This window comes from Ciceribacter sp. L1K23 (assembly GCF_018122705.1).
Classification (GTDB): domain Bacteria; phylum Pseudomonadota; class Alphaproteobacteria; order Rhizobiales; family Rhizobiaceae; genus Allorhizobium.
In genome coordinates this window covers 152,301-178,878 of record NZ_JAGRRC010000002.1, presented here as the reverse complement: position 1 = coordinate 178,878, position 26,578 = coordinate 152,301, and the positions used below count along the sequence as shown (strand labels likewise).

Here is a 26,578-nt window from a genome sequence, read left to right as displayed (position 1 = left end):
CATGATCCAGAAAATCCTTATCGCCAACCGCGGCGAAATCGCCTGCCGGGTGATCAAGACCGCGAAGAAGCTCGGCATCAAGACGGTCGCCGTCTATTCAGACGCCGACCGCAATGCGCTGCATGTCGAGATGGCTGACGAGGCGGTTCACATCGGCCCGGCTCCGTCCAACCAGTCCTATATCGTCATCGACAAGATCCTCGAAGCGATCAGGCAAACAGGCGCGGATGCCGTTCATCCCGGCTATGGCTTCCTCTCGGAGAATGCCGCCTTTGCCGAAGCGCTGGAAAAGGCGGGCGTGACCTTCATCGGCCCGCCGGTGAACGCGATCCAGGCCATGGGCGACAAGATCACATCAAAAAAGCTTGCTGCGGAAGCAGGCGTCTCGACCGTGCCCGGCCATATGGGCCTGATTGCCGATGCCGAGGAGGCAGTGACGATTTCCGACCAGATCGGCTATCCCGTGATGATCAAGGCTTCCGCCGGCGGCGGCGGCAAGGGCATGCGCATTGCATGGAATGCCGATGAGGCGCGCGAAGGTTTCCAGTCGTCGAAGAACGAGGCGAAGAATTCCTTCGGTGACGACCGCATCTTCATCGAAAAATTCGTCACCGAACCGCGCCATATCGAAATCCAGGTGCTGGGCGACAAGCACGGCAACACGCTTTATCTAGGCGAGCGCGAATGCTCGATCCAGCGGCGAAACCAGAAGGTCATCGAAGAGGCACCTTCACCGTTCCTGGATGCCGCGACCCGCAAGGCCATGGGCGAGCAGGCCGTCGCGCTCGCCAAGGCTGTCGGATATCACTCGGCCGGCACGGTGGAATTCATCGTCGATGGCAGGCAAAACAAGTTCTACTTCCTCGAGATGAACACGCGCCTGCAGGTCGAGCATCCCGTGACCGAGCTCATCACCGGGCTTGATCTCGTCGAGCAGATGATCCGCGTCGCCGCCGGCGAGAAACTCAGCTTCGGCCAGGACGACGTGAAACTCAACGGCTGGGCGATCGAAAGCCGGCTCTATGCCGAAGACCCCTACCGCAACTTCCTGCCGTCGATCGGCCGCCTCACCCGCTACCGCCCGCCGCAGGAAGGCCAGACGGCAGACGGAACCGTTGTTCGCAACGACACCGGCGTCTACGAAGGCGGCGAGATCTCGATGTACTACGACCCGATGATCGCCAAGCTCTGCACCTGGGCACCCGATCGTCTCACAGCGATCGACGCAATGTCGAAAGCGCTTGACAGCTTCGAGGTCGAAGGCATCGGCCACAACCTGCCCTTCCTGTCGGCGGTGATGCAGCAGGAGCGGTTCCGCTCCGGCAAGATCACGACCGCCTATATTGCCGAGGAGTTCAAGGACGGCTTTCTTGGCGTGACCCCGGATGCGGCTTCCGCCGAAAAGCTAGCTGCACTCGCCGCCGTGATCAACCACCGCCTCCAGGCACGGGCGATCCAAATCTCAGGGACGATCGGCAACCATCCCCGCAAGCTCGGCCACGACTGGGTTGTCAATCTCGCCGGTGGCGACCATGCACTGGCTATTACCGAAGGCACCGGCAATACCCGCGTCGTATTCGCGGCCGGCAACGAGCTTGTGATCGCCACCAACTGGCAACCGGGTCAGACACTCGCCCATGTCGACATCGGTGGCGACACACTCTCCGTTAAGGTTGACCTGAAGGGCCCCGCCATCAGGCTGCGCTGGCGTGGCATGGATATGACCGCTCGCGTCCGCTCGCCGCGTGTCGCGGCACTCGCCAAACTGATGCCCGAAAAGCTGCCGCCGGACACCTCCAAGATGCTGCTCTGCCCGATGCCGGGCGTCATCACCGGGGTTGCTGTCAAGGAGGGCGAGATGGTCGAGGCAGGCCAGGCGCTTGCCACGGTCGAGGCAATGAAGATGGAGAACATCCTGAAGGCCGAACGCCGTGGCACCGTGAAGAAAATCGTCGTCAAGCCGGGCCAAAGCCTGGCGGTGGATGAATTGATCATGGAGTTCGAAGGCTAATCGCCAAGCGCAGGAATGGATCGGTTCGCAGTCCATGCGGAGCAGGGAGAAGACCGGATGACCAAGAAAACCATCGCCGACTGGCAGGCGCTTGCCGAGAAGGAATTGAAGCGTCCGGCAGAGAGTCTCGTCTGGGAGACGCCGGAGGGCATTCCGGTGAAACCGCTTTATACGGCAGACGACATCGCTGGCATCAACCATCTTGACAGCCTGCCGGGCTTTGCCCCCTTTGTGCGCGGACCGCGAGCCACCATGTATGCCGGCCGGCCATGGACAATCCGGCAGTATGCCGGCTTCTCGACAGCGGAGGAGAGCAACGCCTTCTACCGCAAGGCGCTTGCCGCCGGCCAGCAGGGCGTCTCGGTCGCCTTCGATCTTGCCACCCATCGCGGCTATGACTCGGATCATCCCCGCGTCGAGGGCGATGTCGGCAAGGCGGGTGTGGCGATCGATAGCGTCGAGGACATGAAAATCCTGTTCGACGGCATTCCATTGCAGGACATCTCGGTGTCGATGACCATGAATGGCGCCGTCATTCCGATCCTCGCCAATTTCATCGTCACCGGCGAGGAACAGGGTGTCTCGCGCGAAAAACTGTCCGGGACCATCCAGAACGACATCCTCAAGGAATTCATGGTCCGCAACACCTACATCTACCCGCCCGAACCCTCGATGCGGATCATCGCCGACATCATCGAATACACTGCGAAGGAGATGCCAAAGTTCAACTCGATCTCGATCTCCGGCTATCACATGCAGGAGGCAGGCGCGACGCTGGTGCAGGAGCTCGCCTTCACGCTGGCCGACGGTCGCGAATATGTGCGGGCGGCCATAGCCAAGGGGCTCAATGTCGACGACTTCGCGGGCCGCCTGTCGTTTTTCTTCGCGATCGGCATGAACTTCTTCATGGAGGCGGCGAAGCTGCGCGCCGCCCGCCTGCTCTGGACCCGCATCATGCAGGAATTCGAGCCGAAGAAGGCGTCGTCCCTGATGCTGCGCACCCATTGCCAGACTTCGGGCGTCTCGCTTGCCGAACAGGACCCCTACAACAACATCATCCGCACCGCGTTCGAGGCCATGTCGGCAGCCCTTGGCGGTACCCAGTCGCTACACACCAATTCCTTCGATGAAGCGATCGCCCTGCCGACGGAGTTTTCCGCCCGCATCGCCCGCAACACCCAGCTGATCCTGCAGAACGAGACCGGCGTGACCAAGGTCGTCGACCCGCTCGCCGGCTCCTACTATGTCGAGAGCCTGACCAACGAACTCGCGGAAAAAGCCTGGGCGCTGATCGAGGAGGTCGAAAGCCTGGGAGGCATGACCAAGGCTGTCGATGACGGCCTGCCGAAGCGCCTGATCGAGGAAGCCGCCACCCGCAAGCAGGCCGCCATAGATCGGGGCGAGGAAGTGATCGTCGGTGTCAACAAGTTCCGCCTGGAAAACGAGGAACCCATCGACATCCTCGAAATCGACAATACCGCCGTCCGGCTGTCGCAGATCAAGCGCATCGAGCAGACGCGCCGCCAGCGCGATCCACAGCAGGTGGAGGCGACACTCGCACGCCTCACCGAAATCGCCCGCAGCGGAAAGGGCAATCTGCTCGAAGCCTCGGTCGAAGCCGCCCGTGCCCGCGCCACCGTAGGCGAAATCTCGGATGCCATGCGTGCCGTCTTCGGCGACCATGCCGCAACACCTGAGGTCGTGCATGATATCTACGGCAAGGCCTATGAAGGCGATCCGGAAATGGAGACGCTGACCAATCGTCTGAAGGAGTACGGCAAGGCCGCTTCCAAGCCGCGCATCCTGATCGCCAAGCTCGGCCAGGACGGCCATGACCGGGGCGCCAAGGTCATTGCTTCCGCCTTCGGCGACATCGGCTTTGATGTCGTGGCGGGACCCCTCTTCCAGACACCGGAGGAGGCAGCCGATCTCGCCGTCGAGAGCAAGGTTCAGGTCGTCGGCATGTCTTCGCTTGCCGCTGGCCATAAGACGCTTGCTCCGCAACTGGTCAAAGCGCTGAAAGCTAAAGGTGCGAACGACGTCATCGTGGTCGTCGGCGGCGTCATCCCGCGCCAGGACTATGATTTCCTGCTGGAGCACGGCGTCTCCGCCGTCTTCGGTCCGGGCACCAATGTCATGGATGCCGCACGCTCCGTACTTGACCTCCTTGAGGGGCGGCTCCGAAACAGTTGACGCGGGCCGCCGGGAGGGAGACGGATGCTGCAATATGATTACATCGTCATCGGGGCCGGCTCGGCGGGCTGCGTGCTGGCTAACCGTCTGTCCACTGATCCAAGACATCGCGTCCTGCTCCTCGAGGCCGGTGGCAGCGATAACTATCACTGGATCCACATCCCGGTCGGCTATCTCTACTGCATCAACAATCCCCGAACCGACTGGTGTTTCCAGACGGAAAAGGAAGAGGGGTTGAACGGACGCGCGCTCAACTATCCGCGCGGCAAGGTGCTCGGCGGCTGTTCCTCGATTAACGGCATGATCTACATGCGGGGACAGGCCCGCGATTACGATCTCTGGCGCCAGATGGGATGTGAAGGCTGGGGCTGGGACGACGTACTGCCGCTGTTCCGCAAGTCGGAGGACTTCCACAAGGGCGCCGACGAGATGCATGGCGCGGGCGGCGAATGGCGCGTGGAAAAAGCCCGCGTTCGCTGGGCCGTACTCGACGCCTTCCAGCAGGCGGCGGAAGAAGCTGGCATCCCGCGAACAAGCGATTTCAATCGAGGTGACAACGAGGGCTCAGGCTATTTCGAAGTCAACCAGCGCTCCGGCATACGCTGGAATACCGCAAAGGCCTTCCTTCGCCCGGCCGTCAAGCGGGGAAACCTGAACGTCCTCACGAAGGCGCATGTCATGCGCCTGATCGTTGAGGACGGTGTGGTGACAGGCGTCGAGGTTCAGCACGACGGGATGGCAAAACGCTTTTTCTCGCGCCGGGAAGTCGTCCTGTCTGCCGGAGCTATCGGCTCGCCTCAGATCCTCGAACTGTCCGGCATCGGTCGCGGCGACGTCTTGCAAAACGCGGGTGTGGAGGTGATCAAGGAGCGACCATCCGTCGGCGAAAATCTTCAAGACCACCTGCAACTGCGCCTCGCCTTTAAAGTAACCGGCGTTCCTACACTGAACGAAAAGGCTTCGCGGCTGCTCGGCAAAGCAGCCATTGGACTGGAATATGCGCTGCGTCGCTCGGGACCTATGGCGATGGCTCCGAGCCAGCTAGGCATTTTCACCCGTTCCGGTCCCGACAAGGAGACGCCCGATCTGGAATTCCATGTCCAACCCGTCTCGCTGGAAAAGTTCGGCGAACCGGTCCACGCCTTCCCGGCGATCACCGCAAGCGTCTGCAATCTGCGGCCGGAGAGCCGCGGCCACGTCCACATCAAATCGGCGGATTTTGCGTCACAGCCCGCGATCACACCGCGCTATCTTTCAACGGAAGGCGATCGCGAGGTCGCCGTTCGGTCGATCCGCATCGCTCGCAATATCGCAGAACAGCCGTCTTTCGCCCGCTTTTTCCCGGAAGAGTTCAAACCAGGCCTCGCCTTTCAGTCGGATGAGGAGTTACGGACAGCCGCAGGAAACATCGGCACCACCATCTTCCACCCCGTCGGCACCTGCCGCATGGGCGCAGATCCCGACAGCGTTGTCGATCCGCGTTTGCGGCTAAGAGGATTGCACGGGCTGCGCATTGCCGATGCTTCGATCATGCCGACGATCACCTCCGGCAACACCAATTCTCCGACGATCATGATCGCCGAGAAGGCGGCCGAGATGATCCTCGCCGACAATCGTTGAGGGAACCCATTCGGCATCCGGCGTGTTGAGTGCGAGATCCAGTCTCTCGGAGAATCCCATGGCGCCGCGCGTCTTCTGGAAAGGCTACCTCAAGCTCTCGCTTGTGACGTGTAGGGTGACGATGACACCCGCCGTTACCGAATCCCGCAAGATCCGCTTCCACAACGTCAATCGACGCACCGGCAACCGTGTGCAGAGCGACTACGTCGATGCGGCGACCGGCAAGCCGGTGGATGACGATGACCAGCGCCGCGGTTATGAATATGAGGACGGCAAGTTCGTGCTCTTCACCGACGACGAACTGGCGGAGGTGGCGCTAGAGAGCACCCGCACGATCGATATCGCGAAATTCGTTGACATCGACTCGATCGACTGGATCTGGTTTGACAGCCCTCATTACCTCGCCCCGGCCGACAAGGTCAGCCAGGAGGCTTTTTCGGTTATTCGGGAAGCGATGTCGAAAACCGGTACCGCCGCGATGTCCCGGATCGTGCTTTACAGACGGGAGCACCCCTTGCTGATCCTGCCACGTGATCGCGGCATGATCGCCTGGACACTGCGCTATGGCGACGAAGTTCGTGCGGTGGACCAGGTTGACGCTGCGCCTTCTGGAAAAAAGCCCGCCCCAAAGATGCTTGGCATGATGACCGACCTGATCGAAAGCCATCGTCAGGAATGGTCGCCAGACCTCGTGAAGGACCCGGTGGAGAAAAAGCTCCGTTCGATCATCAACGCACGCAAGAAGTCCGGAAAAACCAAGTCGGAGCCGGCCAAGAAGCCGGATACGCGTCCGCGCGGGGACAATGTCATCGACATCATGAGCGCTCTGAAACGCAGCCTGGAAAGCGAAAAGAAGGGCGGCAAATCCAAAAGCTGATCACCCACCCGATTTTGCGGCCTTCGCTTTGCTCTCAGACGTGATTGGCGCGGCCGAAGCGCGGAAATCTGCCCACGGGTCGCTCTCCTGAGCGTCCAGACGTGCCGGCAGGTTATCGACTGTGAAATGCGCCGGTCCGATATCGGGCGTCAGTTCGTCCCATGCAAGCGGCGTCGACACAGGCGCGCCCGGCCGCGCCCGCGTGGAATAGGGTGCGACCGCCGTCGAACCGCGACCATTGCGCAGGTAGTCGATCAGAATGCGTCCGTTCCTTTTCGCCTTGCTGACTGTCGAGACGTAACGCTCCGGATCATCCTTCGCCATGGCGTCGGCCAGCGCCTTCATCGCCGCCTTGACGGTCGCCCAGCGCGCTTTCCGCTCCAGCGGCGCAACCACATGCAAGCCTTTGCCGCCAGAGGTCTTCAAAAAGCCTGTCAGACCGATGCGTTCGAAACGCTCGCGCACCTCGATCGCGGCATCAATCACCGCCTGCCAGTCAACGCCGGGACCGGGATCGAGATCCATGATCACCATGTCGGGGCTTTCGATCGCACTGAAGGTCGAGCCCCAGGGATGGATCTCGAGCGCCGCGCCCTGAACAAGGGCGATCAGACCGTCGAGATCGCGGATTCCGACATAGTCCTCGCCGTTCTTGTCCTTGGGATCCTTGAACCGAAGAATCTCCTTCCGCATTCCACGCCAGGAATGCTTCTGGAAGAAGGATTGCCCCTCTATACCCTCCGGACAACGCAACAACGCAAGCGGGCGATCGACGATAAAGGGAGCGATGCGAGGCCAGACCAGTTCGTAGTGACTCGCCAGCCCTTCTTTTGTGACACCCGCATCCGGCCAATAGATGCGTTCGGGATGGGTTAGTGGAACCGTGCGTTTCGGCATCTCGGTTTTTTCCGACACGGGCTTCTCCCTCACGACGGCTTTCGCTGGCTTGTCTTCTCGAAGGCCTCGGAAAGAAGCATGGCGCAGATGCTGGTCCGCCGTCCAGCCGCGAAACTCCACTTCGGCGACGCATTCAGGCGAGACGAACTGCACATCCCGGCGCTCGAGGCCCGTCAGCCGGTTGGCGAATGGGCTCTTGTCTTGGCGGAGCGGCTGCAGGCGTTCGAAAAGATCGCGCGCAACAGCCTGGGAATAACCTGTTCCGACACGACCGACATGGCGGAGTTTGCCGTCCTTTTCGAACACGCCCATTACCAGCGATCCGATGGCGGAAGGATCCACCGACGATGGCGCGTAACCACCGATCACCAGTTCCTGACGGGCGCTGCACTTGGATTTTACCCAGTCGTTGCCCCTGCCCGATTTATAGATTCCGCCTGTACGTTTCGAGATGATCCCTTCGAGGCTGAGGCGGCAGGCGTGCTGAAGGACGAGCTTGCCGCTCTCCTCGAACTCCTCGCTGTAACGCAGCGGGGCCTTTGCTTTCCCCAGTAGAGCCCGAAGACGTTCCTTCCTCTTCGTCAACTCGACCCTCCGCAGGTCGAAGCCGTCAAGATAAATGAGATCGAACGCGTAGAAAGCGAAGCGATCGAGCTTCCCCTCGGACAGATCTTTCTGCAGCAGCGAGAAGTCGCTGATGCCAGAGCCGTTCTCGACGACGACTTCCCCATCGATCAGCGCCTCCTCCACGTCCAGATCGGCGAAGGCGGAGACGAGATCCCTGCCGAAGCGGTCGGTCCAGTCGAGCCCGCCACGCGTCAGGAAACGGACGTCGCCGCGCTCGATACGGACCTGCAGCCGATAGCCATCAAGCTTGATCTCGTGCAGCCAGCCCGGACCCGTGGGTGCGGATTTGACGAGTTTCGCGAGCTGAGGTTCGATGAAATCAGGAAGCAACCCGCGCGTGCTGCCGGGAAGCGCCGCTTTTACCTTCGTCCTGGAGCCTGCCGCCTTGGCCTTTGTGGGTCCTTTGCCCTTGCCTATTTCTCGCGTTTTCCTGCCGCCAGCCAAATCGTCGATGCTGCGATCGCTGACTACTGATAGCGGCAACTCCTCGAGAATATCCGGATCGTCCTCCTGCCGGGCAAATTCGTCATCAGACTTGATCAGCAGCCAGTTCTCCCGGCTCTCCTCCCGCGTCTGCATACGCACCAGGTGCCAGCGACCCTTGAGCTTTTCTCCGTCGAGGGTGAATTCTATATGGCCTTTCTTCAGCGCCTTGCGAATGTCCCCCTCGGGCTGCCAGGTGCCGCGGTCCCAGACGATCACTTCACCGGCGCCGTAATGACCTGCGGGGATCGTGCCTTCGAAGCCGCCATAGTCGAGCGGGTGGTCTTCGACATGGACCGCAAGGCGCTTCTCCGCCGGAACCAGGCTTGGTCCCTTCGTGACCGCCCAGCTTTTAAGGACGCCGTCCACTTCCAGACGGAAATCATAATGCAGGCGTCGCGCAGCATGTTTCTGGACCACGAAGCTGCGTCCCTTCGACGGGCCCGTTTTTCCCTGTGGTTCCGGCGTCGCCTTGAAGTCCCGCTTGCGATTGTAGGTAGCAAGAGACATCAGCCAGCCTTTCTCCTGCTTCCGCTATCGCTTGCAGCGGTCTTCTTTCGGCCCTTGCTTTTTCCACCCTCGCCGGCGCTCTGGCGCAGCGCATCCATAAGATCCGTGACGTTCGACGCCGCCCGGCGCGGCAGCTTCTTCGGCTTGCGGCCTTCGATTTTCGCCTTCACCAGTTCGGCAAGCGCATCGTCATACCGGTCCTCGAATTCGGCGGGATCGAAGGCACCCTGCTTGGTGCCGATGATATGCCGCGCGAGATCCAGCATCTCGCGGGAGATGCGGACATCCGGGATGGATTTCAATGCCTCGTCAGCGCTCCGCACTTCGTAGTCATATTGCAGGGTGGTGGCGATCATGCCATCCGCCGTCGGCCTGATGAAGAGGTTTCGCAGGCGCCGAAAGAGGACCGTCCTCGCCAGGGCGCCAACCTTCTTCTTTTCCATGCCACGGCGGATAAGCTCGAAAGCCTCGGCCGACTCCTCGTCGGAAGCCACGAGAAAATAGGGACGCTCGAAGAAAACCGGATCGATGTCGTCAAAGCCGAGAAACCCCTGCACATCGAGCGCCTTGTCGCTCTTCGGCACGAGCGATGTGATCTCCTCGGCCTCGAGAATGACGGTCTTGCCGTTAGAGGTCTCGTAGCCTTTGACGATTTCGTCGCGCTCAACCTCGCGTCCCGTTTCGCTGTCGACCATGCGACGGCTGACCCTGTTCCCGGTTTTGCGGTTGATGATGTGAAAGGAAACCCTGTCAGCGGAAGACGTCGCTGCATAAAGCGCGACCCCACAGCTCAGCTCGTCGACGGACAATTCGCCTTTCCACAACGCACGATAGGCCATGCACGCTCCCACCTTCCTTGGCGGTGAATGCGGCACGGCGATTATTGTTCCTGCTGTCCGCTTCAGTTGAGATCGCGAAGCAGACGCCCATGGCGACGAACCTCGGTCAGCACCTCGCCGAACCGTTCGATACCCTTTGCCTGCATCATCGACTTGAGCTTGATGAAGGCGTCCGCGGTGGCGATCGTATCGCCAAGTGCGGTGTGCCGGTCCTCGTCGGCGATCGTGATCCCCAGCCGCTGCGACAGGGCGTCGAGACTGTGTGTCTCGCTCTGTCCGAAGACGACAGCCGAAAGCAGAACTGTGTCCAGGATCGGATTGGCGAAGTGAATGCCGATCTCGCGCTCGCGGCGCCGCAGGAACTCCATGTCGAACGGCGCATTATGCGCCACCAGCACGGACCCCTCGGCAAATTTGTGAAAGCGCTCGATCACCTCACGCACCGATGGCGCATTGACGACCATGGCGTCCGACACCCCGTGCACGGCAGTCGACGCCGCAGGGATCGACCGACCCGGATTGACCAGCGTGTCGAACACCTCGCCCTGTACGCGCTTGCCGTTGACGACACGCACAGCGGCGATCTGCACGATCTCGTCACCCTGCTCCGGTAACAGCCCGGTGGTTTCGGTATCGAACACGACATAGGTCAGGTCATCGAGACGGGCCTCACTGATACGGTCATATTGCAGGCGTGACAGGAGGTCGAAGTCATAGACCACAAAGCGGTCGCCACCGTGCCGGGAGACCTCGCGTCGCTCTGCCTCCGGCAGGCGCAGGACGACGCACTCGTCGGGCGGCACCTGGCCCCGGAAAAGAGACGCACCGTGGCCGGCCACGACAGCGAGACCCGTCAGGCCGCCACCGGTCCCATCGAGAGGCTCCGCCAGCCATTCCTTCAAACGTTCGTCCGAGACCCGACTGCCACGCCAGGACAAGCGAAGTTGCGCGCCTTTTTCCTCGGGGACGAGCGTGAGGAAAAGATCCTGTGCCGAGCATTCCCGCACAACGCGCTCCGTTACGTGCCGGATCAGCGCCACCATATCGAAGCTGTTGCAGCGAACGGCATAGGCACCCCACGGCCCGCCAAATTCAGGCGCCATCTCTCCCAGACTGGAGCGAAGATCACGGCTGATCAACGCGGCGTCGATCAGCGTCATCGGCCATGTATCGGAACGACAGATTGCATATCGATCTTCAAGGTCCGCAGCCTTGGACAGCAAATCCGCGAAACCGGGCGATCCTGCATCGCTTGCGCTCGCCTTCAGTGTTGGCAGGAACTGCTCGAACACTTCGGCAAGCAGCGCATCCCGGCGGGCATAGGACGACAATTCCGCCGATACATCGCGCAGCGTCATCACATAGGCGCCCGGATCGTCGCCCGCATCGCCCACGAGCCGTATACGCGCGGCAAGCCTGCGCCGCCCGGAAGGCGTCGTGCAGAGAAGCTCCATCGCCGACCGGTGGCCGGTTTCCAGGAGCCGGTGATGCGCCTGGCGGATGGTGCTGTCATCGAGATAGTCGAACAGGCTCTTGTCGAGGCAGACGGGACGCTTCTCGTCCGACAGAAGTTGCACGGCAGCGCTGTTGTAGAACACCAGATGATGCCGCCCGGTGCAGAGCAGAACGCCGGGAGGAACATCGGCGAGCAGATCCTCCAGCTTGCCCTTGTCGGCGGATAGGCGGGCGGTTTCGCGGGCGACCGACTCCGTCAAGGCACTCCTTGTTCGCGTCAGGGTCACGGCGGCGGCAGAGGCAGCCGTTGCGAGTTCACCAAGATAGCGCGCCGACTCCGGGTTAAGGTCTTCGGCCACATCGGCATGCGTGCGGGCCAGAATGGCGCCCGCCAATCCCTGCATGGGTCGCGCCAGATGCGTGTCGAACAGATACCAGACCCAGGTGATCAGCCCCACCATGGCGAATGCGGCGGCCACACCTCCTTGAACAAATGCGTTCAGCATCTCGGGGGCACCCTGGCGGTGATAGCCGAACCACAGCCCCACGGCGAGCGCCACCACCGACCCCACCGCCAGCGCGGCGAAGAACAGCAGGATACGCACCCGCAGGCTCAGCTTCTTGAGTACCGCCTCCTCCAAGGTCTCCTCCCTCGCTTCCTTGAAACAGCATACAGCACACGCGGCATCTCGGTTTGATCAGGATCAGGAGCCACGCCCTGACAGCATCAGCTGCAGGCCGCGCGCAACACGGGATCATCGGCGGGCAGATCCGTCCATGTCGCCCCGCTGATCGCTCCGTTTTCCTCGACCTTGATATCCGAGGTCAAAAGATCGGCGCGGCGGTTCGCCTTGCAGTCGAACAGCACCTTCACGCGCGCCACGCGCTGCCAACGCGATGCCAGAATGACATCCACCAGAACCTGATCGGGAAGATTGGCATTGCGCTGGATGGTGCGCTTGTCGACCGCGGTAAATCGGTTGATCACCGGCTTGTAGTAGGACCATGGACGCCACGGTGCCGTGGTCTCGTTCCTCCATGCGATCACCACCTCTGGCGGCGAGCCTGCGATCATACGTCCATACCAGCTGTATTCGCTCCAGACGGTGTAGGTCAGCATGGCAAGGCCTGCACAGGCCGGCACGATCCATTTCGGCAAGCGCCCCTTGCTCATCCATAGCACACCGGAAGCAATACCACCCGCGGCGAAGGCGGACACGATCGCCGCGATAAACTCATAGAACATGATGAAACCTCAAACGGGGGCACTGCGTCCGTGGCCGAGCGCCGATTGCATTGTCCGCACGACGACAAAGGCATCACGCAGATGCGATCTTTCGAAGTCGCCGAAATCATAGGGAGCGAGAAAGTTGTCTGGCTTGCGTCCCGCGCGAATTTCGGCCGCCTGATTGCGTAGCCGCATTTCGGCAATCAGATCATAGGCGGCAACGAGATCCTTTGCACCGGCGCCGGAGATCACGCCTGCCTCTTCGGCCGCGAGCAATCGTGCTCGAGTGTTCACCGGCGCCAGCCTGCCCTGCAGCGCATACACACGCCCGAGGTCGACGACCGGAACAACACCATTATGCTTCATGTCGATCTGGTTGCGATGCTCGCCGCTACGCACGGTGGCAAACCCTCGCAGGAGACCAAGCGGCGGGGCATGCTTGAGAGAGTTTGCGATCATGTGCGCAACGAAAAGCTCGTTCTTGCTGGCACGTTCCAGCGTTTCCCCCTGCAATTCGTCGAACAATGCCCGCGTCCCGCTGATCGGACGGAGGTCAAACATCACGCTTGCCAGCATCTGCGCCATCGGATCGGGCCTGCTGATCCAGCCGGAGAAGTATTCCCGCCACACCCGCACCGGCTGGCACCAGCGCTCGTTCGTCGCCATCATGTCCCCGGGGCAGAAATAGTAGCCGCAGGCATCGAGATTATGACTGACGAAGCGGGCGAGCTGTCTGTACCACTCACGATCGGTATCCCGCACCTCGTCGGAAATGAAGATGCAATTGTCCTGGTCACTGACGCCGGTCTGCTCCTGACGCCCCTGGCTGCCGCAGGCCAACCAGACATAGGGCACCGGTGGCGGCCCGAGCTCACGCTCGGCCATCACGATCAGCCGGCGCGTTACCGCGTCGGCGATATCAGTAATATGCCGGGTCACCACCTCGTGTGCGCTGTTGCCGCCGACGAGTTGCACCAGCAATTGAGGGATGCGGCCGGTGATTTCCCGCATCTCCTCGACCGTTTGAGCCGTGGCGATATCGTGCACAAGCCGCGCAGAGGACACAGCCTGGAACCGTGTCAGATCGGTCTGCGTCACCATCCCTTCGAGCCGCTGCCCGGAGAGGACGGGTAGATGACCGACCTTGTGTTCGAGCATCAGATGCAACACATCCGAGCCGAGGGCATCGGGGGGAAGTCCGCTGACATCGCGTGTCATCACGCTCCGCACCGTGGTCTTCGACACGCCCAGCCCCTCAGCGACCACACGCGTCGCAAGGTCGCGAACGGTAAGCATGCCGACGAACGCTCCGTCCTCGATCACACCCAGGCTGGAAACCCGGCGGTCACGCATGATTTCGGCTGCCAGTTTGACGGTGTCGGAAGGCGCGCATGTGATCGGGGGCTTCGACATCAGGTCGGCCACCTTCAGTGTATTCAGATCGCTGCGCCGCGTATCGTTTGTCCGGCCGCGGGTAAAGAAGCGCTGGTAGGCCGGATGGTCGGCCATCAGGCGCTTGAACTCGGACGTCGGCAGAAGAAGTGCCGTGGTGTCCGTCCGTGCCGTCGCGCTGGTCACCGCCAGGCCGTCGCGCAGCAGACCGCGTTCGCCGAGTGAATTGCGCGGCGAAAGTTGCGAGACGACCGTCCCGGTCGCATCCCGCACTTCGACCGAGCCTTCCATGATCAGGAAGAGCCCCGGCAATGGTTCGCCGAGCGTATAGATATCGGCGCCGGCGTTGAAACGAAGACTGGAAAAGCGGCTCGCGACGAGAGCAAGCTCGTCACCCGGAATGGTGTCGTAGGGATGGACCGTCTCGAGAAAACGGACGATGTCGGTTGTGCTCAGTCCCATTGGCCCCTCATGCGATCGCTGCGCGACCGTCCCCGCCGGAGGGAAAAGACAAGGGCGGCTTTCGCCGCCCCTGCCGATATTTGGATCGTCTCAGTGAGCGATCGCCGCACTTGCACCGCGCGGAACGCGGATCGATTCGACGAGGTCCTGGACTTCCTGCGGCGGCTCCGCAGTCATCATCGAGACTACGTAGGCGACGGCGAAGTTCAGCAGCGCGCCGATCGGACCGAAGGCGGTCGGCGGGATACCGAACAGGTAGTTCGCCGGTACGTTCTCCAGCATGTTCGTGCCGGCGATGAAGAACCAGCCGAGATATGTGAAGAGGTAGAGGCAGGTAACGACCAGACCGACGATCATACCAAGGGTGGCGCCGGTCGAATTGATGCGCTTCGAGAAGATGCCCATCATCAGTGCCGGGAAGATCGTCGCTGCGGCCAGACCGAAGGCGAGAGCCACCGTTTGTGCCGCAAATCCCGGAGGATTGAGGCCTAGCAGGGTAGCGACCAGGATCGCGCCTGCCATGGCCACGCGGGCGACCATCAGTTCGTTCTTTTCAGAAATACCCGGAACCAGCCAGTCCTTGATAAGGTCGTGGCTGACGGCCGAGGAGATCGCGAGCAGAAGACCTGCTGCGGTCGACAGAGCCGCTGCGAGACCGCCGGCGGCGATCAGGGCGATGACCCAGCCCGGAAGCTGTGCGATTTCCGGATTGGCGAGAACGAGGATGTCATTGTTGATGGTAAGTTCGTTACCAGCCCAGCCCCGCTCCGTCGCCGTCGTGGCGAACGAGTCGGCCTTGTCGTTGTAGTACTGGATGCGGCCGTCGCCGTTCTTGTCCTCGAACTTCAGGAGACCGGTGACTTCCCAGTTCTTCATCCAGTCCGGACGCTCTTCATAGAGAACCGCGTCCTGGCTGGTGCCGTTCGGGAAGATCGTGTCGATGATGTTGAGGCGCGCCATCGCACCGACAGCCGGAGCGGTCAGATAGAGAAGCGCGATAAACACCAGGGCCCAGCCGGCGGACCAACGGGCGTCGGCCACCTTCGGAACCGTGAAGAAGCGGATGATGACGTGCGGAAGACCGGCGGTACCAATCATCAGCGACAGCGTGAAGAGCGTCATGTTGAGCATGGAGCCCTGCGACGTATAGGCATTGAAGCCGAGGTCGGTCACCACTTGGTCGAGCTTCGTCAGCAGCGGAACACCGGCTTCGGCATGGGTCGAGAACAGACCCAGCGGCGGAAGCGGATTTCCGGTGAGCTGCAGCGAGATGAAGATCGCCGGAATGGTATAAGCGATGATGAGAACGACGTACTGTGCAACCTGGGTATAGGTGATGCCCTTCATGCCGCCGAGAACGGCGTAGGCGAACACCACGGCTGCCGCGATCCAGAGGCCGGTTGAGACTTCGACTTCGAGGAAGCGCGAGAAGGCCACGCCGGCACCGGTCATCTGACCGATAACGTAGGTGACCGAGATGATGATCAGGCAGACAACCGCGACAAGTCGGGCCGACTGGCTGTAGAAGCGGTCGCCGATGAACTGCGGAACGGTGAACTTGCCGAACTTGCGCAGATATGGGGCGAGGAGCAGAGCCAGGAGAACGTAGCCGCCTGTCCAGCCCATCAGATAGGTCGAGTTGCCATAACCCACGGCGGCGATGAGGCCGGCCATGGAAATGAACGATGCCGCCGACATCCAGTCGGCCGCGGTGGCCATTCCGTTCAGGACAGGATGAACACCGCGGTTTGCCGCATAGAACTCTGCCGTGGAACCGGCCCGGCTCCAGATGGCGATGCCGATGTAGAGCGCGAACGACGCGCCCACAATCAGCAGATTAAGCGTATACTGATCCATGTTCGTGCCTCACTCCTCGTCGACGCCGTATTCGCGGTCGATCTTGTTCATGTAGTTCGCGTAAACGAAGATCAGCGCAATAAAGACCAAGATCGATCCTTGCTGCGCAAACCAGAATCCGAGATCGGTCCCGCCGACCGGAATGCCCGACAGCATGGGACGCAAAAGTATGCCGAAGCCATAAGAAACGACTGCCCAGATCACCAACGAAATGTAGATGATGCGTTTGTTGGCAGCCCAATAGGCATTGGACGAAGACTTGTCCGCCATGTGCAACTCCCTTTTTCCTCCAAAACCGGCGCATCAAATCGAGGCACCGTCCCCTTCCACACACCGGCTGCCCTTAATGCTGATCCTCGACAGCAGGCGGCGATATTGGAATTTCAACTCTTAAAGAAGGAAATTTCGGGCGTACACCCTTGCCTTGGTATTAGACGGGAGTGACTTGACGAACGCCATTTCCTCTTGAGTCGGCGACATATGCGGCCTGCAATTGCGGACCTTTGAGGCTTGGGAGACGAGATCAAGATAGTATTCCGCCGATCGTCAAGGCGAGCGGAAGGGTGGAGGAGCGCACCGGGGGGCAGGCGCGCTCCTCCCACGGCACCGTGGTATCAAACGCCGTCTGGCATGGGGGGCAAAGACGGCATTGCACGGCACCGTGACGGCCTTCCCGAAGGAAGGCCGATGGGAAATCCGAAAAGCCTGGATAACTCCGCGACGCACGGGAGCGCCCGGACGGAGAGGGAACGGGAGAAGCAGAGGATGGAGCAGCGGGGCAAATGCGCGATTCCCGCATCCGGACGGATGCTCGGCCCGCAAAAAGCCAGTGATCCCGCGCTTGGCGCAGGTCTAACCATGCACGTCATGTGCGCTTCAGTCCTCATTTTTCAGTTCCACGCGACATCATCCGCGGGCTCCCCAAATCGGGGACGACCCAGCGATAATTGGCAAAACTAAAGGATTTCCTAATCGCGTGAGTGCTCAAAACGGTCCGGCAGTTAATTCCGGGTTAAGCCGGTTTGCCACCCGGCGCGATGCTCGCCCGTTAACTCCGGATAAAGGCCTCTCCTGCAGGAAGGCCTGTGCCAAAACGGGACTCTAGTATGGTCCGACGCCTGTGAAGAAACCACGGAGCGGTTGCAAACACCCCCGTCTCGGAGAGTTCCGGAGCAGGTTTCGCCACCTGAGTGACGGCATCCGGCCATAAGTGGATATGGCGGCAATCTGCAGAAATGGGAAAAGCCGACCCTGTTTTTCGGAGGGCCGGCCTGGATTTGTTTTGGGGTGGGCTTCTGGAGCCGCGAAGCTATCCGATCGTCATCAAGCTGGCATTGCCGCCGGCCGCCGCAGTGTTGATGGAGACGGAGACTTCTTCGAGAAGCCAGTTCAGGCAGTACGCATCCGTACGACCTGCGGCATCGCCACTAGCCGCCTGCGTCAGCACGAGTGGTCCTTCCAGGGCTGCGATCTTTGCCTGAACGGCGAGTACCCTTTCGGCGTCACCTTCGACGAGAGCGCCGGCGAACGGACCATCCTTCGCCCAGTCCGACGACCACGACAACCGCGCCACCACCGACGCCGGCAGACCGGCAAGAGTGTCCCGCAGTCCAGAACCCGCATCCACGACCGCGAAATTCCCCGTTGCAAGCACGGAACCGATTTGACCGATCAACCCTTTCTCGCTCTGCGGCACGAGAAGAATACGCCCGCGCGGGTGAAGGCTGTAGAGATTGGCCTCGCCGACGGGACCCGGCAATTGCGTCTCAAGCCCCAAGGCAGCCTCGCCCCCCTTGTCCCGCGCGATTGCCGCCTCCCCTGTACGCCCTGTCTCTTCGAGCCAGCGGGCGAAGTCGACCAGCGCCGGATCGATAGCGTTCGAGCCGTGGCGGGGCGGAACGGGCGGAGTTTCCACAAGTCGGCCAATGTATAGCCGCCCGCCGGCCTTTGGGCCGGTGCCCGAGAGCCCCCGGCCGCCGAACGGCTGCACGCCGACAACCGCGCCGATGATATTGCGGTTGACATAAAGGTTGCCGGCCTTAACGCGCGACGTCACGTGGGCGATGGTCTCGTCGAGCCGCGTATGCAAACCGAACGTCAATCCATAGCCGGTGGCATTGATGTCATCGATCAGCCGCTCGAGATCGGCACGCCGGTAACGGATGACATGCAGGACCGGCCCGAAGACTTCGCGTTGAAGATCCTTCATCGACTGAAGTTCGATGATCGTCGGTGCAACGAAGGTTCCTGCATCGGTTTCGCGAGGCATCGCGATCTGTTCGACCTTGCGGCCGTTGGCGCGCATGCCGTCGATATGCCGCTCGATGTTTGCCTTCGCCTCCGCGGTAATGACCGGACCAATATCCACGCTAAGGCGGTCCGTCCGGCCGATGCGCAATTCGTGCAATGCACCCTTCAGCATCGCCAATATCCGGTCGGCGACATCTTCCTGGAGGCAAAGCACGCGAAGCGCTGAACACCGCTGTCCGGCACTGTCGAAAGCCGAGGCAATAACGTCAGCCACAACCTGTTCGGCAAGGGCCGAGGAGTCGACGACCATCGCATTCTGGCCGCCGGTCTCGGCGATCAGCGGGATAGGCCGGCCATTCGCCAGCGTCCGGACCGACAATTGCTTCTGGATCAGGCGTGCCACCTCAGTCGACCCCGTGAACATCACTCCGGCCGTCTTGGGCGAACCGACCAGCGTCGCGCCGGTGCGGCCGTCTCCGGGCAGGAACTGCAGGGCACCCGCTGGGATCCCCGCCGCGTGCAAGAGGCGCACGGCCTCAGCAGCGATCAGCGGCGTTTCCTCGGCCGGCTTCGCCAGTACCGGATTGCCGGCGACGAGCGCTGCGGCGATCTGGCCGGTAAAGATAGCCAGCGGGAAATTCCAGGGACTGATGCACACGACGGGTCCAAGCGCCCGGTGCGCCGGCCCCAGCGTGCGCCGGGCCTGTTCGGCATAGTAACGCAGGAAATCGATCGCCTCACGAACCTCCGCGATGGCATTGGGCAAAGACTTGCCGGCTTCACGCACGATAAGTCCCAGGAGGATCGGCATGCGATCCTGCATCGCGTCGGCCGCTCGATCAAGCATTGCCGCGCGTGCTGCGGGCGCTACGAGGCTCCATTCGCTTGCGGCATCGGCGGCCAGATCCATGGCGCGAAGCGCATCTTCTTCAGACGGTTCAAGCACCTCTCCGACAATATCGTTGTGGTCTGCCGGATTGAGAACGTTCCGCGCCTCCCCGCCGGTGTGACCGGTCGCCAGCAGCGGCTCGGCCTTCCAGATCATGGAAGCGCTCTCCATCAGTGCCGTCGACAGTGCGGCGAGCGTCGCCTCATTCGACAGGTCGAGGCCGGCGGAATTCGTCCTGCCCTTGCCGAAGATATCCGCCGGCAGCGCGATCAGGTCATGCTTAGCTCCCGGCTGCGCCTGGGCGCGGACGACATCCACGGGATCGGCGACGAGTTCGTCCACGGAGACCTTGGGATCGGCGATACGATTGACGAAGGAGGAGTTCGCACCGTTTTCGAGGAGGCGACGCACGAGATAGGCAAGCAACGTCTCGTGCGTACCGACAGGTGCGTAGATACGGCACGGCCGCGCGAGCTTCTCCGCGCCGACCACTTCTTCATAAAGGGGCTCACCCATGCCATGCAGGCACTGAAATTCGTAGTCGCCCACTGTGAACTCGGGACCGGCAAGATGATAAATCGCGGCCAGCGTCTGGGCATTGTGGCTGGCGAATTGCGGGAAGATGACATCCCGCGCGGCAAGCAGCTTTCGGGCGCAGGCGATGTACGACACATCCGTGTGGACTTTGCGCGTGAAGACAGGAAAATCCTCAAGCCCATCGAGCTGCGCCCGCTTGATCTCTGCGTCCCAGTAGGCGCCCTTCACCAGTCGAACCATGATGCGTCGATCGGATCGGCGAGCCAGGTCTATGATGTAGTCGAGCACGAACGGGCAGCGCTTGCCGTAAGCCTGCACTACAAAGCCAAGCCCGTTCCAGCCCTTCAGATCTGCATCGAGGCTCAGATCCTCCAGCAGATCCAGCGACAGCTCCAGCCGATCGGCCTCCTCGGCATCGATGTTGAGGCCGATGTCGTACCCCTTTGCGATCGCCGCCAGCGCCTTCACCTTGGGCAAAAGCTCGCCCATGACGCGACCAACCTGCGCGCGGCTGTAGCGTGGATGCAGCGCGGAAAGCTTGATGGAGATACCTGGCCCTTCATAGATGCCGCGTCCTCCTGACGCCTTGCCAATGGCGTGAATGGCCGTCTCGTAATCGCGGTAGTACCGTTCAGCATCTTCCGCCGTGGTCGCCGCCTCGCCCAGCATGTCGTAGGAATAGCGGAAGCCCTTTTCTTCCATCTCCCGAGAGCGCCGCAGGGCTTCATCGATCGTTTCCCCCGTGACGAACTGCTCGCCCATCATCCGCATCGCCATATCGACGCCGCGGCGGATAACAGGTTCTCCGCACCGGGCGATCAGGCGCGTGAGAGCAGCCGACAGGCTGCGGTCATTGACCGTCGCGGTGAGCTTGCCGGTAACGACAAGCCCCCAAGTGGCGGCATTCACGAAGAGCGAGCGTCCACCGCCGAGATGTGACTTCCAGTCGCCTTCGGAGATTTTGTCGCGGATCAGCGCGTCGCGCGTGGCATTGTCGGGAATGCGCAGCAAGGCTTCCGCGAGACACATCAGCGCCACGCCCTCCTGACTCGACAGCGAGTATTCGTGCACCAGCCCCTCGACACCCGAACCTCTGTGTTTCGCTCTCAGCGCCTGTATCAACTGACGGGCTGTCTGGGCGATTTCACCCTTCATCCCGGCATCGATGGTTGCTGCAGCGAGAAGCGGCGCCATGCACTCAGCCTCCGACCTGCGGTAGGCCATGGTGATCGTTCGCCGCAATTCGCTTTGCGGCCGGACCGGCGGCGCGAATTCGGCAAAGGGCGCTTGGTTGAGCGTTATCGTGTCGGAAGAGCGAGCGGCGTCAGCGGTCATGTCGTCACCTGAGTGGAGGAAGCGTCCGTACGGGCGGATCGGACTAATCATACCGTGGAACAGCGGAAGTTTCCGACTTGATTTGACAGCAAATTAAGGTGAATTGAATGGAAAATTGGCAAAATGAAGGAAAGACGACCATGGAACCGCTGCACGACAGTGAACTTGACCAGTTTGATCTGCGAATCCTCGAAATCCTTCGGCACGAAGGCCGTATTTCGGTGACCGAACTTGCGGCCCGTGTCGGTCTGTCCAAGACGCCATGCCAGGTCAGAATGAAGCGGTTGATCGACACCGGCTATATCGAGGGCTTCAAGGCTATCCTGAACCCTCAGAAGCTTGGCCTCGACCACGTTGCTTTCGCCGAGGTGAAACTCTCGGACACGCGTGAGGAAGCATTGAATGCATTCAACGCGGCTGTCAGGAAGATTCCCGAGGTTGAGGAGTGCCACATGATCGCCGGCCGCTTCGATTATCTCCTCAAGGTACGAACGCCCAACATACGCCGTTACCGTCATGTGTTGGGCGAAAAGATTTCAAGCCTGCCATTCGTCGCCAACACCTCGACAAACGTCGTGATGCAGTCGATCAAGGAGAACTGGAATTAGGGATTTCTTTGCGGCGGTATGCAACCGGATTACCGCAACAATCCCTGACCGCCATCGACCCAGATAGGGGAACCAGTCACATGGCGGGACGCATCGGACGCGAGAAATGCAACCACTTCGCCGACGTCCTCTGCCTCCGCCGGAACGCCATCAGTTAACGGAATATCGCCTTCCGGCCATTCGACGGGGATTGCCGTTTGATCCTCATGGCGCCTCGACGTGTTGTCGTCGATGTCCGTCTCCACTGCGCCGGGGCATACCGCGTTGATGCGAATCCGGTGGCGGCCGAGCTCGAGGGCCAATTGCTGCACCATTGCCACCTGCGCCGCCTTGGTCGCGGAATAGGCAGTGGCGCCGGGAGAGGTGAAGGTGCGTGTACCGTTGATCGAAGAGATGACGATGATTGATCCGCCTTGGCGTTTGAGCAGCGGAACGGTGAGGTGAACGGTCAGAAAGGTTCCCCGCAGGTTGACGGCGATCGTCTTGTCCCATTCGTCCGGCTTGAGATCGTCAATCGGAGCCCACACACCGTTGATGCCGCCGCTGGCCACCACGACGTCCAGCCTTCCGAACCGCTCTTCCAGATCGTTAAGCGCGCGCCGCATCTGGTCCTCATCCGAGATATCCGCTCGCAGCGCCATGGCGTCCCCACCGGCTGCCTTTATCTCGGCGACCGCACGCTGGTTTTCGGAATCCGTTCGCCCAAGAATCGCGACGGCATAACCCGCCTTCGACAACGCGAATGCCGATGCCTTGCCGATCCCCGACGCACCGCCTGTCACCAATGCCACTTTCGCCATCTGACGCCTCCCGAGATGATCTGACCGGCAACGCCCGGTCCTCTCCTCCAGAACGCCGCTTGCGTCAAAACGATCCCGTGCGGTCGATGCGGACCAGTCAATTGTGACAGTCCACGAAACTTTGCCGCCTCCCTTCCGTTGTCCAGTAAGCACCTTGGTGGAGGAAGCAAAATGAAGACTGCGGTTGAAGAGCTGGAAGGCAGGTTGAATGCGCAGCGCGAGGTTCTGATTTCGCTGCTGGCAATGATCATGAAGGACCGGCCGCCACCGGACCTGCGCTGGCTGGAAGACGATGCCGTTCCCCGCAACGGGGAGGAAGATCCGGGCGTTGTGCCGTCGGTCGCTTTTGCAACCCAAGGAGCAATGGCCACCGAGATGAGAGCAATTCTGGATGCCGCGCGCTCACGCGCCAATGCAGGATGATCATCCGAGCCATGGGACTGCGTGGAAGTAATCCCACTATGCGCAAGAAAGGAGAAAACCGATGACGATTTCAGAGCGAAGCCGGAAACTGCTCGCTACGGCCGGAACGGTTGCCCTCGCCGCCTTTCCGGTTCACACCACGTGGGCACAGGAAAACGCTGATACGCCTGATACAGCCACTGAGACTCGGCAGCCTGCAGATACGTGCACGATTACACCCGACAGTGAGGAGAAGGTCGAGACGGATACCACGCAACTCTCCGAGACGCTGGACGAGTGCGGAAGTGTGCTGGAACCGCCGACCGTTGGTGATCAGGAACTCGTCGAACCCGCTCCGCCAGTCGGCGAGACGCCGGTCATCGAACCCGATGAACTGCCCGCGAACCCCTGATGCTTGGGCCTTGTCTCTTCAGTAAGGATCCTTGAGGACCTTGCGAAGATAGGCACCATAAGCGCTCTTGCCATAAGCTGTGGCAAGAGCCTCCATCTTCGCCTCGTCGATGAAGCCGGAGCGGAAGGCAATTTCTTCGGGGCAGCAGATTTTGAAGCCTTGGCGACGTTCGAGCGTAGCGACGAAATCGCTTGCGTCACGCAGGCTGTCCGGGGTGCCAGTATCTAGCCAGGCGTATCCTCGACCCATCAGCTCCACGTTGAGTTTGCCTCGTTCGAGGTAGGCTTTGTTTACATCCGTGATTTCGAGTTCACCGCGTGGCGAGGGCTTCAAGTTGGCGGCGATCTCCACAACCTCCGAATCGTAGAAGTAAAGCCCTGTCACCGCCCAGTTGGACTTTGGCGCAACAGGCTTTTCCTCAATCGACAAGGCCTTCATACCGGCGTCGAATTCGACAACGCCGTACCGTTCCGGATCATTGACGTGATAAGCAAAGACCGTGGCGCCATCGGGTCGTGAGGCTGCACTCTTCACCAGGTCGGTAATCCCGTGACCGTAGAAGATATTGTCGCCAAGCACGAGACAGGACGGCGAAGAGCCGACGAAATCCGCACCGATGATAAAGGCCTGCGCCAACCCGTCCGGCGAAGGTTGAACGGCATAGGACAAGGAGATGCCGAGCCGCGAACCATCGCCGAGCAGTGCTTCAAAGCTCGGCAGGTCACGCGGTGTCGAAATGATCAGGATGTCCCGGATGCCGGCCAGCATGAGCGTCGACAGGGGATAGAAGATCATCGGCTTGTCGTAGACAGGAATGAGCTGCTTCGACAGGACCGACGTCATCGGATGGAGACGCGTTCCGCTTCCGCCCGCAAGAATGATGCCCTTCATGATCTTCTCCGTAAATCCGAACAAACTGGAAGTAATTGGTGGTCAGGGAAGCAGCCGCCGGACGATGCTCGCCGTGGAAACCTGCCATTGCGGCAGCATGACGCCGTGAGCATCGTGGAGCCGCGAGCAGTCGAGCCGCGAATTGGCCGGCCGCTTCGCCGGTGTCGGATACTCGCTGGACGGAATGGGGTTCACCTGGGCAAACGGCCCATTAAAGGTTTTGGAAGCCGTGAATATTTCAGTAGCGAACTCCGCCCAACTGGCCTCGCCCTGCCCGGTCATATGGAACACGCCCCGCAAGCCTGCGCTTCGGTCCGAAATCAGGTTTCTGCCAACCGCGAGAATGCCTTCGGCGATATCAAGTGCCGACGTCGGATTGCCAACCTGGTCAGCCACCACAGACAGCGTGTCCCGGCTTTCGGCGAGCCTCAGCATCGTCTTGAGGAAATTCTTGCCGAACGGACTGTAGACCCAGGCGGTCCGAAGAATCGCATAATTGTCGGTAACTTGCTGGATCGCCATTTCTCCGGCGAGCTTCGAACGACCGTAAGCGCCAAGGGGGGCGACCGGATCATCCTCGCGGTAAGGCGCGGGCTTTGAACCATCGAACACATAATCGGTCGACACATGAACGAGCGGGACGCCGAGTTTGGCCGCTGCCTTGGCGATCTCCCCAGCGGATATACCATTGATCCGCGTTGCGAGGTCTTCCTCGGTTTCCGCCTGGTCCACCGCGGTATGCGCCGCAGCGGAAATGACGAGATCCGGTCGTGTCGCCTGGATGGCGGCAGCCACTCCGTCAGGCTGAGCAAGATCGAGATCCGGACGGCCGATCGCGACGATCTCGATGTCGCCGGCCGCTCCACCGCGCTCGATCAAGGAAGTGACCACCTGCCCCTGCAGGCCGGTAACGACAAATCGCAGACGCGTCATGCGGTTGCCTTCTTTGGCTCGATCAAACCGAGACGAGTACCGGAATAGCCTGCGCGCAAAGGCTCCCACCACCAGCGGTTTTCGAGATACCAGGCAACCGTCTTCTCGATCCCCGTGTCGAAATTCTCCTGTGCCTTCCAGCCCAGTTCCTCTTCGAGTTTTGTCGCATCGATCGCATAGCGGGCATCATGACCCGGACGATCGGTCACATGGGTGATGAGGCGTGCATGGGGCGCGCCGGCGGGATGGAGCTTGTCCATCAAGGCGCAGATCCGCTCCACCACATCAATATTGCGGCGCTCGTTGCGGCCGCCGACATTGTAGGTCTCGCCTATCCGACCGCGTTCGGCGATCACATCCAGTGCGCGCGCGTGATCCTCGACATAGAGCCAGTCGCGAATATTTGTTCCGTTGCCGTAGACCGGCAGCGGCTTGCCGTCCAGAGCATTCAGGATCATCAGGGGAATGAGCTTTTCCGGGAAGTGGTAGGGGCCGTAGTTGTTCGAGCAATTCGACACAACGACCGGAAGCCCATAGGTCCGCGCCCACGCCTTGGCCAAGTGGTCGGACGATGCCTTTGAAGCGGAATACGGCGAACTGGGATCGTAGGGCGTTTCCTCGGTGAAAAGCCCCTCCTCACCCAGCGAACCATAGACCTCATCCGTGGAGACGTGCAGGAACCGGAAGGCCTCACGCTCGTCCATCGGCAACGCCGACCAGAAGGTCCGCGCGCACTCCAGCATGTTGAAGGTACCGATCACATTCGTCTCGACGAAGTCCCTCGCACCGGTAATCGAACGGTCGACGTGGCTTTCGGCCGCCAGATGCATCACCCGCTGAGGTTTGAAGCTTTCGAAAGCTTCCGCAATCGCCATACGATCGCAGATATCCGCTTTCAGGAAACGATGGTTCTGCTGGTTGTCAACCGCCTTCAGCGAAGTCAGGGTTCCGGCATAGGTGAGCTTGTCGACGGTCAGGACCTCGTAGCCCTTCTCCAGCACCAGATAGCGAACGACAGCCGAGCCGATGAACCCAGCTCCTCCGGTTACCAATACACGCATGGTCTTCTG

At 61.0% G+C, this 26,578-nt stretch carries 19 protein-coding genes; 7 read left to right on the top strand and 12 right to left on the bottom strand.

Annotated features, from left to right (window positions below; translation table 11 throughout):
* Position 1 precedes the first annotated feature (1 nt).
* The 4 genes from J5J10_RS19865 to J5J10_RS19850 are packed head-to-tail and all read left to right on the top strand — an operon-like array spanning position 2 to position 6,701.
* The gene (locus J5J10_RS19865; protein ID WP_211931425.1) at positions 2–2,011 is read left to right on the top strand and encodes an acetyl/propionyl/methylcrotonyl-CoA carboxylase subunit alpha; all 2,010 of its coding nucleotides are present in this window, start codon (positions 2–4) and stop codon (positions 2,009–2,011) included.
* A 57-nt stretch (positions 2,012–2,068) separates the two neighbouring features.
* Positions 2,069–4,204 (top strand): methylmalonyl-CoA mutase, encoded by a 2,136-nt coding sequence (scpA, locus tag J5J10_RS19860; protein WP_211931424.1) that lies wholly within the window; start codon positions 2,069–2,071, stop codon positions 4,202–4,204.
* 24 nt (positions 4,205–4,228) lie between these two features.
* Positions 4,229–5,824, top strand: a complete 1,596-nt coding sequence (locus tag J5J10_RS19855) for a GMC family oxidoreductase N-terminal domain-containing protein (protein ID WP_211931423.1) — start codon at positions 4,229–4,231, stop codon at positions 5,822–5,824.
* A 58-nt stretch (positions 5,825–5,882) separates the two neighbouring features.
* Positions 5,883–6,701, top strand: a complete 819-nt coding sequence (locus J5J10_RS19850; RefSeq protein ID WP_211931422.1) for a Ku protein — start codon at positions 5,883–5,885, stop codon at positions 6,699–6,701.
* Here the strand turns inward: J5J10_RS19850 and ligD are convergent, their stop codons facing one another.
* From ligD to putA, 8 genes are all read right to left on the bottom strand, one after another.
* A complete protein-coding gene (gene ligD, locus J5J10_RS19845) occupies positions 6,702–9,218 on the bottom strand; it encodes a DNA ligase D (RefSeq protein WP_211931421.1) in 2,517 nt (838 codons plus the stop codon).
* On the bottom strand, positions 9,218–10,057 hold the full coding sequence (locus tag J5J10_RS19840) for a Ku protein (protein WP_211931420.1): 840 nt from the start codon (positions 10,055–10,057) through the stop codon (positions 9,218–9,220). Before J5J10_RS19840 ends, ligD begins: the two co-directional genes overlap by 1 nt.
* 62 nt (positions 10,058–10,119) lie before the next feature.
* A complete protein-coding gene (locus tag J5J10_RS19835) occupies positions 10,120–12,153 on the bottom strand; it encodes a 3'-5' exonuclease (RefSeq protein ID WP_249116968.1) in 2,034 nt (677 codons plus the stop codon).
* Positions 12,154–12,239: 86 nt separating this feature from the next.
* Positions 12,240–12,758 carry a hypothetical protein gene (locus J5J10_RS19830; protein WP_211931419.1) on the bottom strand — a complete coding sequence of 173 codons (519 nt, stop codon included), beginning with the start codon at positions 12,756–12,758 and terminating at the stop codon, positions 12,240–12,242.
* 9 nt (positions 12,759–12,767) lie between these two features.
* Positions 12,768–14,594: a DUF294 nucleotidyltransferase-like domain-containing protein gene (locus J5J10_RS19825; RefSeq protein WP_211931418.1), complete on the bottom strand. Its 1,827-nt coding sequence runs from the start codon at positions 14,592–14,594 to the stop codon at positions 12,768–12,770.
* 90 nt (positions 14,595–14,684) lie between these two features.
* The gene (locus J5J10_RS19820; protein WP_211931417.1) at positions 14,685–16,451 is read right to left on the bottom strand and encodes a sodium:solute symporter family protein; all 1,767 of its coding nucleotides are present in this window, start codon (positions 16,449–16,451) and stop codon (positions 14,685–14,687) included.
* 9 nt (positions 16,452–16,460) lie between these two features.
* On the bottom strand, positions 16,461–16,721 hold the full coding sequence (locus tag J5J10_RS19815) for a DUF4212 domain-containing protein (protein ID WP_208554139.1): 261 nt from the start codon (positions 16,719–16,721) through the stop codon (positions 16,461–16,463).
* 1,039 nt (positions 16,722–17,760) lie between these two features.
* Positions 17,761–21,462, bottom strand: a complete 3,702-nt coding sequence (gene putA, locus J5J10_RS19810; RefSeq protein WP_211931416.1) for a trifunctional transcriptional regulator/proline dehydrogenase/L-glutamate gamma-semialdehyde dehydrogenase — start codon at positions 21,460–21,462, stop codon at positions 17,761–17,763.
* A 107-nt stretch (positions 21,463–21,569) separates the two neighbouring features.
* Between putA and J5J10_RS19805 the strand changes: the two genes are divergently transcribed.
* Complete coding sequence (locus J5J10_RS19805) at positions 21,570–22,070, top strand: Lrp/AsnC family transcriptional regulator (RefSeq protein ID WP_249116967.1); 501 nt, start codon at positions 21,570–21,572, stop codon at positions 22,068–22,070.
* A gap of 29 nt (positions 22,071–22,099) precedes the next feature.
* Here the strand turns inward: J5J10_RS19805 and J5J10_RS19800 are convergent, their stop codons facing one another.
* Positions 22,100–22,870 (bottom strand): SDR family NAD(P)-dependent oxidoreductase, encoded by a 771-nt coding sequence (locus J5J10_RS19800; RefSeq protein ID WP_211931415.1) that lies wholly within the window; start codon positions 22,868–22,870, stop codon positions 22,100–22,102.
* A gap of 171 nt (positions 22,871–23,041) precedes the next feature.
* On the opposite strand from J5J10_RS19800, the gene J5J10_RS19795 reads away from it, so the two are divergent.
* A complete protein-coding gene (locus J5J10_RS19795; RefSeq protein ID WP_211931414.1) occupies positions 23,042–23,293 on the top strand; it encodes a hypothetical protein in 252 nt (83 codons plus the stop codon).
* 61 nt (positions 23,294–23,354) lie between these two features.
* Positions 23,355–23,684: a hypothetical protein gene (locus J5J10_RS19790; RefSeq protein ID WP_211931413.1), complete on the top strand. Its 330-nt coding sequence runs from the start codon at positions 23,355–23,357 to the stop codon at positions 23,682–23,684.
* A gap of 18 nt (positions 23,685–23,702) precedes the next feature.
* Here the strand turns inward: J5J10_RS19790 and rfbA are convergent, their stop codons facing one another.
* Genes rfbA through rfbB form a run of 3 tightly spaced genes read right to left on the bottom strand, consistent with a single transcriptional unit; the run spans position 23,703 to position 26,569 of the window.
* Positions 23,703–24,575 carry a glucose-1-phosphate thymidylyltransferase RfbA gene (rfbA, locus tag J5J10_RS19785; protein WP_208554145.1) on the bottom strand — a complete coding sequence of 291 codons (873 nt, stop codon included), beginning with the start codon at positions 24,573–24,575 and terminating at the stop codon, positions 23,703–23,705.
* A gap of 42 nt (positions 24,576–24,617) precedes the next feature.
* A complete protein-coding gene (gene rfbD / locus J5J10_RS19780) occupies positions 24,618–25,508 on the bottom strand; it encodes a dTDP-4-dehydrorhamnose reductase (RefSeq protein WP_249116966.1) in 891 nt (296 codons plus the stop codon).
* The gene (gene rfbB, locus J5J10_RS19775) at positions 25,505–26,569 is read right to left on the bottom strand and encodes a dTDP-glucose 4,6-dehydratase (RefSeq protein ID WP_211931412.1); all 1,065 of its coding nucleotides are present in this window, start codon (positions 26,567–26,569) and stop codon (positions 25,505–25,507) included. Before rfbB ends, rfbD begins: the two co-directional genes overlap by 4 nt.
* Positions 26,570–26,578: the final 9 nt, after the last annotated feature.

Bases quoted from the DNA above. Each gene is read 5' to 3' on its own strand.
- J5J10_RS19865 (WP_211931425.1), top strand. From the start codon at position 2: ATGATCCAGAAAATCCTTATCGCCAACCGCGGCGAAATCGCCTGCCGG.
- scpA (WP_211931424.1), top strand. From the start codon at position 2,069: ATGACCAAGAAAACCATCGCCGACTGGCAGGCGCTTGCCGAGAAGGAA.
- J5J10_RS19855 (WP_211931423.1), top strand. From the start codon at position 4,229: ATGCTGCAATATGATTACATCGTCATCGGGGCCGGCTCGGCGGGCTGC.
- J5J10_RS19850 (WP_211931422.1), top strand. From the start codon at position 5,883: ATGGCGCCGCGCGTCTTCTGGAAAGGCTACCTCAAGCTCTCGCTTGTG.
- ligD (WP_211931421.1), bottom strand. From the start codon at position 9,218: ATGTCTCTTGCTACCTACAATCGCAAGCGGGACTTCAAGGCGACGCCG.
- J5J10_RS19840 (WP_211931420.1), bottom strand. From the start codon at position 10,057: ATGGCCTATCGTGCGTTGTGGAAAGGCGAATTGTCCGTCGACGAGCTG.
- J5J10_RS19830 (WP_211931419.1), bottom strand. From the start codon at position 12,758: ATGTTCTATGAGTTTATCGCGGCGATCGTGTCCGCCTTCGCCGCGGGT.
- J5J10_RS19825 (WP_211931418.1), bottom strand. From the start codon at position 14,594: ATGGGACTGAGCACAACCGACATCGTCCGTTTTCTCGAGACGGTCCAT.
- J5J10_RS19820 (WP_211931417.1), bottom strand. From the start codon at position 16,451: ATGGATCAGTATACGCTTAATCTGCTGATTGTGGGCGCGTCGTTCGCG.
- J5J10_RS19815 (WP_208554139.1), bottom strand. From the start codon at position 16,721: ATGGCGGACAAGTCTTCGTCCAATGCCTATTGGGCTGCCAACAAACGC.
- putA (WP_211931416.1), bottom strand. From the start codon at position 21,462: ATGACCGCTGACGCCGCTCGCTCTTCCGACACGATAACGCTCAACCAA.
- J5J10_RS19805 (WP_249116967.1), top strand. From the start codon at position 21,570: ATGGAAAATTGGCAAAATGAAGGAAAGACGACCATGGAACCGCTGCAC.
- J5J10_RS19800 (WP_211931415.1), bottom strand. From the start codon at position 22,870: ATGGCGAAAGTGGCATTGGTGACAGGCGGTGCGTCGGGGATCGGCAAG.
- J5J10_RS19795 (WP_211931414.1), top strand. From the start codon at position 23,042: ATGAAGACTGCGGTTGAAGAGCTGGAAGGCAGGTTGAATGCGCAGCGC.
- J5J10_RS19790 (WP_211931413.1), top strand. From the start codon at position 23,355: ATGACGATTTCAGAGCGAAGCCGGAAACTGCTCGCTACGGCCGGAACG.
- rfbA (WP_208554145.1), bottom strand. From the start codon at position 24,575: ATGAAGGGCATCATTCTTGCGGGCGGAAGCGGAACGCGTCTCCATCCG.
- rfbD (WP_249116966.1), bottom strand. From the start codon at position 25,508: ATGACGCGTCTGCGATTTGTCGTTACCGGCCTGCAGGGGCAGGTGGTC.
- rfbB (WP_211931412.1), bottom strand. From the start codon at position 26,569: ATGCGTGTATTGGTAACCGGAGGAGCTGGGTTCATCGGCTCGGCTGTC.